The 13,170-nt window shown below is 58.5% G+C and carries 12 protein-coding genes; 3 read left to right on the top strand and 9 right to left on the bottom strand.

Translation table 11 applies throughout. From position 1 onward, the window contains the following. Window positions 1-296: 296 nt before the first annotated feature. The 8 genes from ROLI_RS18980 to pncA all read right to left on the bottom strand — a co-directional run bounded on the left by ROLI_RS18980 (window position 297) and on the right by pncA (window position 8,490). Window positions 297-686 carry a Na+/H+ antiporter subunit G gene (locus tag ROLI_RS18980; RefSeq protein WP_187428403.1) on the bottom strand — a complete coding sequence of 130 codons (390 nt, stop codon included), beginning with the start codon at window positions 684-686 and terminating at the stop codon, window positions 297-299. Continuing rightward, window positions 683-970, bottom strand: coding sequence for a K+/H+ antiporter subunit F (locus ROLI_RS18985; protein WP_187428402.1), 288 nt, complete (start codon window positions 968-970; stop codon window positions 683-685). The genes ROLI_RS18980 and ROLI_RS18985 overlap by 4 nt, the downstream gene beginning before the upstream one ends. Further along, a complete protein-coding gene (locus ROLI_RS18990) occupies window positions 967-1,467 on the bottom strand; it encodes a Na+/H+ antiporter subunit E (RefSeq protein WP_187428401.1) in 501 nt (166 codons plus the stop codon). The genes ROLI_RS18985 and ROLI_RS18990 overlap by 4 nt, the downstream gene beginning before the upstream one ends. A gap of 1 nt (window position 1,468) precedes the next feature. Then, window positions 1,469-3,013 (bottom strand): monovalent cation/H+ antiporter subunit D, encoded by a 1,545-nt coding sequence (locus tag ROLI_RS18995; RefSeq protein WP_187428400.1) that lies wholly within the window; start codon window positions 3,011-3,013, stop codon window positions 1,469-1,471. After that, the gene (locus ROLI_RS19000; RefSeq protein WP_187428399.1) at window positions 3,010-3,348 is read right to left on the bottom strand and encodes a Na+/H+ antiporter subunit C; all 339 of its coding nucleotides are present in this window, start codon (window positions 3,346-3,348) and stop codon (window positions 3,010-3,012) included. The genes ROLI_RS18995 and ROLI_RS19000 overlap by 4 nt, the downstream gene beginning before the upstream one ends. Before the next feature lies 1 nt (window position 3,349). Then, complete coding sequence (locus ROLI_RS19005) at window positions 3,350-6,229, bottom strand: monovalent cation/H+ antiporter subunit A (protein WP_187428398.1); 2,880 nt, start codon at window positions 6,227-6,229, stop codon at window positions 3,350-3,352. A 367-nt stretch (window positions 6,230-6,596) separates the two neighbouring features. Then, a complete protein-coding gene (pncB, locus tag ROLI_RS19010; protein ID WP_187428397.1) occupies window positions 6,597-7,889 on the bottom strand; it encodes a nicotinate phosphoribosyltransferase in 1,293 nt (430 codons plus the stop codon). Beyond that, the gene (pncA, locus tag ROLI_RS19015; RefSeq protein ID WP_187428396.1) at window positions 7,882-8,490 is read right to left on the bottom strand and encodes a bifunctional nicotinamidase/pyrazinamidase; all 609 of its coding nucleotides are present in this window, start codon (window positions 8,488-8,490) and stop codon (window positions 7,882-7,884) included. Before pncA ends, pncB begins: the two co-directional genes overlap by 8 nt. Before the next feature lie 124 nt (window positions 8,491-8,614). On the opposite strand from pncA, the gene ROLI_RS19020 reads away from it, so the two are divergent. Further along, window positions 8,615-9,505, top strand: coding sequence for a rhodanese-related sulfurtransferase (locus tag ROLI_RS19020; protein ID WP_187428395.1), 891 nt, complete (start codon window positions 8,615-8,617; stop codon window positions 9,503-9,505). Window positions 9,506-9,507: 2 nt separating this feature from the next. Here the strand turns inward: ROLI_RS19020 and ROLI_RS19025 are convergent, their stop codons facing one another. Continuing rightward, on the bottom strand, window positions 9,508-10,728 hold the full coding sequence (locus ROLI_RS19025; RefSeq protein ID WP_187428394.1) for a CynX/NimT family MFS transporter: 1,221 nt from the start codon (window positions 10,726-10,728) through the stop codon (window positions 9,508-9,510). Window positions 10,729-10,860: 132 nt separating this feature from the next. Between ROLI_RS19025 and ROLI_RS19030 the strand changes: the two genes are divergently transcribed. After that, complete coding sequence (locus ROLI_RS19030) at window positions 10,861-11,694, top strand: flagellar motor protein MotB (protein WP_187428546.1); 834 nt, start codon at window positions 10,861-10,863, stop codon at window positions 11,692-11,694. A 100-nt stretch (window positions 11,695-11,794) separates the two neighbouring features. Next, entirely contained in the window at window positions 11,795-13,135 is a 1,341-nt protein-coding gene (locus ROLI_RS19035; RefSeq protein ID WP_187428393.1) for a flagellar hook protein FlgE, read from the top strand. The last annotated feature ends 35 nt before the right edge of the window (window positions 13,136-13,170 follow it).

Genomic DNA, 13,170 nt, shown 5'->3' on the forward strand with positions numbered 1-13,170 from the left:
TCGATGCCCATTGGGCTTCCTGGAGGAGCCAATTCGGCTCCATCGTGCCGGTTTGCAGACGCGCAGCCGCGGCAGGATCACATAGGGGCGTGTATCCGAATTCCACCTGGCTTCTGCCTGAGGTTTGGTGCCAAATCGTGTTTCTTTTCAGCGTGATGCGACATTGGGCCTTTGCCACTCGACGATGTGGCAAAGGGCGGTATACACCCGCCCTACTCCAATACTCTATTCACTGACCTGCGGCCTGCACCAGATGTTCCCATGTGGCGCGGGATTAGAACGATGAGATGCGCGGATTATCCGGCCTTGGAGGTGTCGATATCCCGATCCGCTTCCGGCACATTCAAGGTCGACCAGGTCTCGTCACGGGGCGGTGCGGGCGGTGTGTCGCAGGCGCGCTTGTGGATGTTCACCTTGGCGATGAAATTGGCCGAGATCGGAGCGGTCACAAAGAGGAACGCCATGATCAACACCTCATGCATGGACCCGTCGCCAAAGGTATAGGCGTGGATCATGGAAGCCAGCAGCAAAGAGCCGATGCCAACGGTGCCGACCTTGGTGGGCGCATGCAGCCGGATCATGGAGTCGTTGAACCTGAGCAATCCGATGGCCCCGACAAGGGCAAAGATCGACCCGATCAACAGGGCCACGGCGACGGCATATGTTCCAATGATTTCAGCGCTCATTCGATGATATCTCCCCTCAAGACGAACCGCGCATAGGCGACGGTCGATACAAACCCGAGCATTGCGATGATCATCGAGACCTCGAAGTACACGCGCACGCCCTGCGCAATACCCAGCAGGACAATCAACCCGATGGCGTTCACCACCATCGTATCCAGCGCCAGGATGCGGTCCCCCGTGCTCGGCCCCAGGATCAGGCGCAGCATCGACATCGCCTGCGCAATGGCGACGGTCACAAATGCGATGACCAGCGCCGCATTCATCACTTCGGTTGCAAAACTCATTCGAAAATCTCCTTCAGGCGACGTTCGTAGCGCTGTTTGATCTCGTCGCGCACCGCGTCGGGATCATCGGTGTCCAGCACATGCACCAGCAGGCTGTGACCCTCATTGGACAGGTCTGCAGAAACGGTGCCGGGCGTCAGCGTAATGGTGCCCGCCAGAACCGTGATCGCTTCGGGCTGGCGCAAATCGAGCGGGATCACGATCCAGGCCGGGCGCAGTTTCGAGTTTGGGCGTGTCAGGACGATCCAGGCGACCTGCACATTGGCTACCATAATGTCCCACATCACCATCAGGCTGTAGGTGATCATGCGTCCCATGTGAAACCCCTGCGGTGTATCAGGCCACCAGATCGAGGTGCCCCAGGGGATGATGACGCCCAGGATCAAACCGAATACAATCATACCCGCGGAGATGTCGTTTTGCAGGATGGTCCAGACCACGGCCAACAACAGGGTGACCAGCGGATGTGGCAGGAGCCAGCGGTAGGCCTTCATCATGTCAATGTCCCTCCGTCGGTGTGCTGAGCTTGCCCGGTGTGCCAAGTACGGTCGAGATATAGGGTTCCGGGTTGAAGAGTTGCTGCGAAATGCTTGCCATATAGGCGGTGGCCGGTCCCGCGAAGACGGTATGCGCAGCCAAGAGCAACAGCAGGCCACCAACGGCGCAATAAGACAGGATCGAGGGGCGTTGCATCCTATCGCCTGTATCCGGTCCCGGTGGCACGGATTTGGCTTTCCAGAACAGGATACTGCCGGCGCGCGAGAACCCCACCACGGCGATCAGGCTGGAGATCAGAACGACCGCCCAGACCCAGACCACAAGCGGTGTGGGAAAGGCCGCGCTCAGGATTAGCAGCTTGCCGATGAACCCCGAAAGCGGTGGCAGGCCCGCCATGGCAATGGCCGCCACCATGAACAGCGCGGAGGTCAGCGCCGCCCCCGGTATCATAGGTTGTGCCGTCAATCTCAGGTCCCCGCGTCCCGTGCGCACCAGATCGACGATCAGGAACAGGGCCGCAGCCGCCAGCGTGGAATGCACGATGTAATAGAGTGCTGCTGTCATGCTGGTCTGGGTGAACAGCGAGATCGCGACCATCACCATGCCCATCGAGCCGATCACCGCAAAGGCGACCAGCCGGTCGAGGTGTTTGGCCGCCAGCAGGCCGATCATGCCAATGGCCACGGACACAAGTGCGGCGGGCAGCAGCCAGCTGGTATGCAGCCCCGCCGTCACGTCAAGATCCGGCGGGAAGACCATCGTATAGACGCGGATGATCGCATAGGCACCGACCTTGGTCATGATCGCAAAGAGCGCGGCCACCGGTGCGGGGGCTTCGGCGTAGCTTGAGGGGAGCCAGAAATGCAGCGGCACCACAGCGGCCTTGATCGCAAAGACCAACAGCAGCAGCACAGCCGCGAGGCGGATGCCGACCGTCTCCGCGCCATCGGCCAGCGCGATACGCTGGGCCACATCGGCCATATTCAGCGTGCCGGTTTCCGCATAAAGCGCCCCGAGCGCGAAGAGGAACAGCGTTGAGCCCAGCAGGTTGAAGAGCACATATTGCACCCCCGCGCGCAGCCGCGCATTGCCCCCCGCGTGGATCATCAGCCCGTAAGAGGCAATCAGCAGCACCTCGAAAAAGACAAAAAGGTTAAAGAGATCCCCCGTCAGGAAGGCCCCGATGATCCCCATCAGCTGAAATTGAAACAGCGCGTGGAAGTGGCGTCCGCGATCATCCCATCCCGACCCGATGGCATAAAGCAGCACAAAAAGCGCCAGCACCGTCGTCAGCAGCACCATGAGTGTCGAAAGCCGATCCCCGACCAGCACGATCCCGAAAGGCGCGGCCCAATCACCAAGCTGATAGAGAATGATCGTGCCGTCCGATGCGGTCCAGGCCAGGCCCGCCGCGATACCGATCATGGCAATCACGCCCGCCAGCGAGAACGTGCGCTGAATCCCGATGTGATAGCGCGCGGCCAGGACAATGAAGGGGGCGAGAATGGCCGGAAGGATAACCGGGAGGATAATCCAATGTGTCATGTGGCGTCCTCCCCGCGTGGATCATCGATGTGATCATCATCCGAGCCAAGATAGGAGCCGAGCGCGATCATCACCGCGACCGCCGTCATGCCAAAGGAGATCACGATGGCCGTCAGCACCAGGGCCTGCGGGAGGGGGTCCGCATAGCGCTCCATCCCATCGCTCAAGACAGGGGCTGCACCAATCGTCAGACGACCGGAGGCAAAGAGGAACACGTTCACCGCATATGTGAGCAGCGATATGCCGAGGATCACCGGAAAGGTGCGCAGGCGCAGGGTCAGATAGATGCCGCCTGCCGTAAGAATGCCGATTGCAGATGCCACGAGAAGTTCCATGTTACGCACCCTCCTTTGCCGTCGGTTCGGAAGGTTCGGGCGGATCATCGCGGGATGGATCGATGTCCATTGGGTGTTCGGTTTCCGGCACATGGGCACGCCGGGCCAGTCGCGAGAAGCTTTCCAGCGACAACATCACCGCACCGACCACGGCGAGGAAGACGCCGACATCAAACAGCGCGGCAGTGGCCAGTTCGAATTTCTCAAACGGCGGGATGCGCACATAGGTGAAATCGGAGGTCAGGAAGGGTTTGCCGACAAACCACGAGCCGATGCCCGTAAGACCAGCCGCCAGAACACCCGCCCCAATCACGCCGTGATAGGGGTATCTCAGCCGCGCAGAGGCCCAGCTGAACCCGCTGGCCATATATTGCATGACAACGCCGATGGAGACCACAAGCCCCGCGATAAATCCCCCGCCCGGCTCATTATGACCGCGCAGGAAGATGTAGAAACCGACCATCATGACCACGGGCATCATCACGCGGGTCAGCACCACCATCATCATCGGATGCATGTCGCCCGCGCGCGGTTGATCCGGTTTGCGGTTCAACAGCCGCGCACGGACTGGCCCGGACAGAAGCGTTTCGGTCAGCGCATAGATCAGCAGCGCGGCGATGCCCAGAACGATGATTTCGCCAAAGGTGTCAAAGCCCCGGAAATCCACGAGGATCACGTTGACCACATTCGTACCACCACCACCCTTATAGGAATTGGCCAGGTGGAATTCGGAGATCGGCGTGGTGATCGCCTCGCGCATCAGGAAGTGATAGGCCATCGCCATCGTGGCCAGCCCGCCCGCGACGGCGACCGCGCTGTCCCGCGCCCGGCGCATCACCGTGCTCTCGATGGGCGTGTGATTGGGCAGGAAGTTCAGCGCCAGCAACAGCAGGATGATTGTGACAACCTCCACGGTGATCTGCGTCATCGCCAGATCCGGCGCGCTGAAGAACACGAAGCCGACGGAGACCATAAGGCCCGCGATCCCGATCAGGATCAGGCACAACAAACGGTTGCGGTGCAGGAACACCATACCCACCACGGTCGCCGTCAACATCAACCATCCGGCAAAAACCACGGGCGTCACCGGTTGCATGACCCTTGTGGCCGCCCCGACGGTTCCCGTGGTCCAGGCGTAATATCCAGCGACAATGACCGTCAGGATCATGATCGCGCCATAGCGCGAGAAAGCACCATTGTGCAGGTTATGTGTGAAACCCTTGGCGGCAGTGGCGATTGATTCCACCAGCCCTTCGAAAATGACCTTGGCCTCCGGACGGGGCGTACTCTCCCAGAGCCGCAGCGATGGTTTGTAGATCGCCAGCAAGATCAGGCCACCGATCGTCGCAATGATCGACATATAAAGCGCAGGCACCAGCCCGTGCCAGATCTTGAAATAGGCCGTTGGCACCTCAGCCACATCGCCGAGAACGGAGGCCGTGACCATTTTCACAAAGGGCTCAGCCAGAAACGGGGCCAGGCCGATCACAACCACCAGAACGACCAATATCGCGGGCGGCAACCACAGACCGGCACCGGGATCATGCGGTTTGGCCGGGTAGTCGTCGCGCACCTTGCCCAAGAAGGTATGGCCGATCAGACGGAAACAATAAGCGGCCGAAAAGAGCGATCCGAACACGGCAAGCGCGGGCACGAACCAATGGGATTGGAACAGCACGGTGTGATAGGTCTCCTCCAGCATCATTTCTTTGGACAAAAAGCCATTGAGCGGTGGGATACCGGCCATGGAGAGCGCCGCCAGAGAGGCAATCGTGAAGGTGATCGGCATCAGGTGACGCAGCCCCCCAAGGCGGCGGATGTCGCGCGTATGGGTTTCATGGTCGATGATACCGGCGGACATGAACAAGGCGGCCTTGAAGGTGGCGTGGTTGAGGATGTGGAACATCGCGGCCATGGCCCCGAAGGCCGTGCCCGTGCCCAAAAGCATGGTGATCAGACCCAGATGGCTGACCGTGGAAAAGGCGAGCACGGCTTTGAGGTCATGTTTGAACAGCGCGATCACCGCGCCCAGCACCATGGTGATGAGGCCTGCGGTCGTCACGATCACGAACCATTCCGGCGTACCCGACAAAACCGGCCACATGCGCGCCATCAGGAAAATACCCGCTTTGACCATGGTCGCGGAGTGCAGATAAGCCGAGACGGGCGTGGGGGCCGCCATGGCGTGGGGCAGCCAGAAGTGGAACGGGAATTGCGCGGATTTCGTGAAACAGCCCAATAGGATCAGGATCAGAGCGGGCAGATAGAGCGGCGAGGCCTGAATGAGTTCGCGATTTTGCAGAATGACACTGAGGTCATAGCTTCCGGCGATCTGGCCGAGAATAAGCATACCACCGATCATCGCCAGCCCACCCATGCCCGTGACGGTCAACGCCATGCGCGCGCCTTGCCGCCCTTCGGGCAGGTGCTTCCAATAGCCAATCAGCAGGAAGGAGGAGAGCGAGGTCAATTCCCAGAAGACCAGCAAAAGCAGGATGTTATCGCTGAGGACAATGCCGACCATCGCGCCCTGAAACAACAGCAGATAGGTGAAAAATTCGCCCATATTGTCTTCGCGCGCCAGATAGGAGCGCGCATAGGCGATGATCAATAAGCCAATCCCGAGGATCAACAGCGCAAAAAAGAACCCCAGCCCATCCAGCATCAGCGTGAAATTGAGCCCCAGCGCCGGAATCCAATCGACCCGCGCGGTCACCAATTCGCCCGCCATAACGGCAGGCAGATTTGTCAAAAGCCCGATGAATGCCGCCAGTGAGACGGTAAATGTCACCCCCGCGCAGGCCTGCCTGCCGGCGGAATTCATGAGACCAGGGAGCAGAGCGCCAAAGAACGGCAAAGCAACGATGAGGAAGAGGGACACGCGAACTCCTGATCTTAAAGTCTGAAAAGTTCTGCACTTTCTGGGTCAGTTTGCACCCATTCTCAAGCGAAACCGTGCAAAAGCGTCATAAACTTGCGTTAAAATCGAAAATAGTCCGGGGTCGTGGCAAATTGGGGATCGCTGAGGCGGCAGGTATCGGCACTTTTTGAATGGAAATTCTCTTGATCCTGGCCAAAGGTGTCGATTTTCACGGATCGGCAAAACAGGCGCGTCTTCCGCCGCACCGACCCGCGTACCATCCTATCAAGCGTTTTGCGCCCGTTTCGTGGCAACGTCGGGACAAAGGGCGGGGATCAAGGTTGCGCACCCTGAGCAATCACAGCCGTAAAACAGCCTCTGAGGCAATTTAGACGATGACGTCCTGTGCGGTTTGCGCGCCCACTTCGAAAACACGCTTGTAACGCGCGATCTCATCGGCCGGTCCCATCGCCTTGTTGGGGTTGTCCGACAGCTTGACCGTGGGCCTGCCATTGGCCTCAACCGCCTTGCACACCAGCGAAAACGGCGAGAGCCGATCATCCGGTACAAGGTTGCGAAAGTCATTCGTCAACAACGTACCCCAGCCGAAGGAGACGTTGACACGCCCCGCAAACGTCTCGTGCAGCGCGCGGATATTGTCCACATCCAGCCCATCGCTGAAGATGATCCGTTTGGTGCTTGGGTCCTCGCCGCGGTCTTTCCACCAGTTGATCGCGGTTTGTGCGGCGCGCGCAGGATCACCGCTGTCCACGCGAATCCCCGTCCAGCCTGCCAGCCAATCCGGGGCCTTTTCCAGAAAACCTGTTGTCCCGAAAGTATCGGGCAGGATAATGCGCAGGTTGCCATCGTGTTCTTCGTGCCAATCGGACAGAACATCATAGGGGGCCTGCGCCAGTTGCGCGTCATTTTCCGCCAGCGCGGCATAGACCATCGGCAATTCATGCGCGTTGGTGCCAATCGCTTCCACTTCGCGAGTCATGGCGATCTTGCAGTTCGAGGTGCCGGTAAAAGCCCTGCCGAGCCCTTCCTGCATCGCCTGCACGCACCAATCCTGCCAGAGGTAACTGTGACGGCGCCGCGTGCCGAAATCCGCAATCGACAGGTCGGGGATATCGCGCAGGGCTTCGATCTTTTCCCAGACGCGGGTCATGGCGCGGGCATAAAGCACCTTGAGTTCAAACTTGCCCATCCGGTTCAATACCGCACGGCCACGCAATTCCATCAGCACCGCAAGCGCAGGTATCTCCCAGAGCATTACCTCGGGCCAGTCGCCCTCAAAGGTCAGCTCATATTGATCTCCCTTGCGCTCCAGATGATAGGGCGGCAGCGACAGGTTCTCGAACCATTCCATGAAATCAGGGCGGAACATCTGGCGCTTGCCGTAAAATGTATTGCCGCGCAGCCAGGTGCTTTCCCCGCGCGACAAAGACAGGGAACGAATGTGATCGAGCTGCTCGCGCAATTCCCCCTCATCGATCAATTCGGCCAGCGGGATATCCTTGGAACGGTTGATCAGGCTGAAGGTGACGCGCGTATTGGGCTTGTTGCGAAAAATTGACTGGCACATCAGTAGCTTGTAAAAATCCGTATCGATCAGCGAGCGCACAATCGGGTCGATTTTCCATTTGTGGTTCCAGGCCCGCGTGGCGATATCAACCATTGCCTGTCTCCAAGCTCACCCCGGCGGCTTTCATGCCCACGATGGCCGCATCCAGCGATCCGTTGAGATCAATCGCACGACAAAGATCCTGGCGCACGGTTACTTTGAACCCCAGGGTTGCGGCATCGATGGCGGAGAAATTGACGCAAAAATCCAGCGCCAGCCCGACCAGCACGACCTCCTCAACGCCGCGCGTGCGCAGATACCCCGTCAGGCCCGTGGGCGTCACATGATCATTCTCGAAAAACGCCGAATAGCTGTCGATTTGCGGGTTGCTGCCCTTGCGGATGACCAGATCGGCGTGATCGACCTGCAAGCCTGCGTGAAACCGCGCTCCTTTGCGCCCCTTCACACAATGATCGGGCCACAGGACCTGCGGACCATAGGGCATTTCGATCATATCATAGGGCGATTTTCCCGCATGCGAGGAGGCAAAGGAAGAATGCCCCGCTGGGTGCCAATCCTGCGTCAGCACCACCACCCCTGCTTCCGCCATCAGCGCGTTGATGGGGGCCACGATTGTGTCGCCTTCGGGCACGGCAAGCGTCCCGCCGGGGCAAAAGTCCTTTTGCACATCAATCACGATCAACGCCTGGGACATATCGGCCTCTCCTTTGGTTATCCTTTGGGTAAGGGTCCGTGCGGGGTGCGTCAATGCCATCTGCGCGCGGGGCGGGGCATCTGCCCTCTTGCCTGCGCCACTGCACCGGCATATTTGAGCGCTTATGTATATTATCGCCGCTCTCTATCATTTCACCCGCTTTGGGAATCCGGCGGAGCTCAAACCCGATCTACTCGCGCTCTGCACCGCCGAGGGTGTGCGCGGGACGCTGTTGCTCGCGCCCGAAGGGATCAACGGCACCATCGCCGGGCCGCGCGCCGGGATCGATGCGGTGATCGCGCATCTGCGCGCCCTGCCCGGTTGTGGAGATCTGGAATGGAAAGAGGCCATCAGCGCGGACGCGCCTTTCGGCAAGATGAAAGTCCGGCTCAAGCGCGAAATCGTTACCATGGGCCAGCCTGACGTCGATCCACGCGCGCGCGTGGGACACTATATTGATCCTGCCGATTGGAATGCGCTGATCGCGGCACCCGATGTCGCGGTGATTGACACGCGCAACGATTACGAGGTCGCCATCGGCACGTTTGAGGGTGCCGTGGACCCGAAAACAGAGAGCTTCGGTGACTTTCCGGCCTGGTGGGAAGCCAATAAGGCGCGGTTTCACAACAAGAAGATCGCGATGTTCTGCACCGGTGGGATTCGGTGTGAGAAATCGACGAATTACCTCTTGGGTCAGGGCGTGGAGGATGTGTACCACCTCAAGGGTGGTATTCTGAAGTATCTGCAAGAGGTCCCAGAGGCGCAGACCAAATGGGAAGGGTCCTGTTTCGTCTTTGACAACCGCGTCAGTGTCGAGCACGGGCTGCGCGAGGGTCCGCATATGCTCTGCCATGGATGCAGGCGGCCCATTCTGCCCGAGGATACTCATCGAACGGAATATGAGGCGGGGGTCAGTTGTCACAACTGTGTGGGCGAAACGAGCGAGATGGATAAGGACAGGTTCCGCGAGCGACAAAAACAAATGATGCTGGCCAAATCTCGCAATGAGCTCTGACGTCAGGTTGGTAGAGCCGTGAATTTGCGCGGTTTGCTACGCGACAGCAACCACAGCATCAGCGCGATATTTAGCCCGTTCCAGACGATCCCGTTGATGAAGGCCAGCTGATACGATCCGCTGACGTCATAGATCCAGCCCGACATCCAACCGCCCAGCGCCATGCCCAGAATTGTCGCCATCATTACGAAACCGACGCGCGCGCCTGCTTCGCGTGCGGGCATGTATTCGCGCACGATCAAGGCGTAGCTGGGGACGATACCGCCCTGGCTCAGGCCAAAGATAAGGCTGACCACATAAAGGGACACGAGGCCCCCCGCGGGCAGATAGAGAAACAGCGCCAGGCATTGCAGTGTCGAGCCGATCAGCAGGGTTTTCACACCGCCCAGCCGGTCCGCGAGCAGCCCCGAGACAATGCGCGAGCCGACCCCACCGAGCAGCATCAGCGCCAGCATTTCCGCCCCCACGGCAGGCCCATACCCCAGGTCGACGCAGTAGGAAACGATATGGACCTGCGGCATCGACATGGCCACGCAACAGCCAATTCCGGCCAGGCCAAGCAAGTATTGTAACGCGCGAGGAGACAAGCCCGACGCGCTTGCATTCAGCAACGAGCGTGTTTGTGCAGCCGCATGTTCTTCTTGCGGCAAGCGCCTGCGCAATGCGAGGGACAGGGGGATGACACCCGCCAATGTGACGACGGCCATGAAAAGATAGACGCTGCGCCAGCCGCTTGCTTCCAGCATACCGGCCAAAACCATCGGCCAGATGGCACCAGAAAGGTAATTGCCGCTGGCAACCAGGGCTACGGCGATGCCACGGCGGCGCACAAACCAATGGGATATATCCGCGATCAGCGGGCCAAATCCGACCGCAGAGGCAAAGCCCACCAGTAGCTGCGCCAGCGACAGGAAAAAGATCGATTGGCTGAGCGTGGCAACGGCGAAGCCAAAAGCGATCCCGATTGCCGCCGCAATCAGAGACATCGTCACCCCGAAGCGGTCCACGGCCTTGCCAATGGCGAAATTCCCCAGAGCGAAACCGATCATGGTCAGGGTATAGGGCATGGAGGCCTCGGCGCGCCCTGCCCCAAACTCTGCCTCCACGGCCGGCATGATCACAATAATCGCCCACATGCCGACATTCGCGATCATCGCAATCGCGAGGGTCAGACCGAGCCTGCACCATGAATATGTGCTGTCTGTGATGGGCATTGCGGACATGGCACCCCTTTCACGGACATCTGTCTGCAACTTTCATGCCGTTGCAAGCAAACAATCCGCCCCACCGTTAAGAGTGTGGAAAGACCTTATGCGGTATCCATTGTGTTGGGTGAATATAAGAGTGGTGGAGATATGGGCGCGCAGAGCAATCTGGCACCGATCATCATCAAGAGAAAGAAGATTATCGCTGGTGGGCACCATGGGGGTGCCTGGAAGGTCGCTTATGCGGACTTCGTGACGGCGATGATGGCCTTTTTCATGATGATGTGGCTGCTGAACGCAACGACAGAACAACAACGTGCAGGCTTGGCAGATTACTTCTCGCCAACCATTCCGATCAATCGCGTTTCAGGCGGTGGTGATGGTGCGTTTGGGGGTGATAGTATCTTTTCCGAAGAAACCCTGCCGCAAAACGGCCTGGGCGCTTCGGCCGAACATGCCACCCAAAAAGACAAGGCTTCTGGGGAATCTGGCGTCAGTGAAGACGGCGGCGAAGGTGAAATAACCCAGGCGGAACTCGAAGCCATTGCCGAGGAGTTGACGGCGCGTGGCGGCGAAAGCACCGTCATGGAGAACGCACTGCAACATATCGTCACCCGGATCACGGACGAAGGGTTGGTGATAGAGTTGTTTGCGCTGGACGGTATGCCATTGTTTATTGAAGGCACCGACCAACCCACGCCATTGATGGAGGTTCTGGTCGAACTGGTCGCAAGCGTCAGCCGGATGGTTACGAATGACGTTGCAATCGGGGGCCATGTCAGGAGCGGACCCATTGTTCTCGCCGACAATCCGGTGTGGGATAACTCGTCGGAACGTGCGACGCGAACGCGCCTGATGCTTGAAGGTGAGGGGCTTGACGCAGAAAGAATGCAGCGCGTTACCGGCCATGCAGACAGGGAACCGGTCCATGTAAACCCTATGGCCACAAGGAATGATCGGGTCGAAATCGTATTGCTTCGCTGAATCATGTCATAAATAGGGCGCATTTTATCTGTTAGCGCGGTGTTAAGTCGGGACGTCTATCTGATGGGTCAACAAATGATCACATCAGAAAGGCGTGCCCATGACTATTTCATCTTCGCTCAATGCCGGCGTTGCAGGTTTACAGACAAATGCCCAACGACTGGCTGGCATTTCCGATAACATCGCGAACTCCTCAACCTATGGCTACAAGCGAGTGGAAACCAGTTTTGAGTCCATGGTTTTATCCGCCGGCGGCGGATCATATGCAGCCGGTGGTGTTAGGGCGGGCACGCAACGCTTGATTGATCAGCGCGGAACATTGATCGGCACATCAAATTCAACCGACATCGCAGTACGCGGAAAAGGCATGATCCCTGTCGCACAGGCGGCCCAGGTTCAAACCAGCGGCACCGATGCGCCGATGTTTCTTGCGACAACCGGGTCTTTCCGCACGGATGCCGAAGGCTACCTGAAATCGCAGTCAGATTTGGTTTTGATGGGTTTTCCCGCCAATCCCGATGGCACGATTCCGCAATTTCCTCGCGACACAGCGGACGGTCTTGAGCCAATCCGCATCAATACAAGCGCCTTGCTTGGCAATCCAACGACGGCGATCAACCTTGGGGTCAATCTGCCAGCAACCGAAACCGCCTTTGGCGCGGATGCGCTCACTGAGCAAATGGCGGTTGAGTATTTCGACAATTTGGGAACCTCGCAAAGCTTGCGGATCACTTTTGCACCGGTCGCACCCGCGACGGCAACAGACCCGATGACAAACGAATGGACGATGAGTATTTACGATTCGGCGGGTGATCCCTTGGTCCCCATCGCGGAGCTTGCTCTGGAATTCAACGACAGCCGCACCGCAGGCGGCACGCTTGACAACGTTTTGGTGAACCCAGCTGTCTTTCCGACGCCACCCGGCGCAGCTCCTACATATGACTCGACGACAGGGCTGCTCGTGATTGAGGCCGTATCCGGACCAATTGAAATCGATATGGGCGCATATGGCGACAACGAGGGGCTGTCTCAGTTGTCTTACAGTTTTGCCCCCGTTGCGGTGACAAAGGACGGCTCACCGATCGGTAACTTCATTGGCGTCGACATCGACGCAAACGGATTTGTTCGTGCGTCTTTTGATACGGGCGAAATCAGAACGATTTACCAAGTGCCACTTGCAAATGTAGCAAACTTCAACGGATTGCAGGCTCTGGATAGCCAAACATACCTTCCTTCGCGCGATAGCGGAGCATTCTTTTTGTGGGATGCCGGCAGCGGCCCAACAGGAGATATCGCATCTTTCGCGCGTGAAGAGTCAACGACGGACGTCGCGGGTGAATTGACCAATATGATCAAGACCCAACGCGCATATTCCTCCAACGCCAAGGTCATCCAAACCGTGGATGAGATGTTGCAGGAAACCACGAACATCAAACGGTGATCAAGGTTTTAACCAATAAAATGTAGAAAAGAGGG

Origin of the sequence: Roseobacter fucihabitans (assembly GCF_014337925.2) — a bacterium.
Taxonomy (GTDB): Bacteria; Pseudomonadota; Alphaproteobacteria; order Rhodobacterales; family Rhodobacteraceae; genus Roseobacter; species Roseobacter fucihabitans.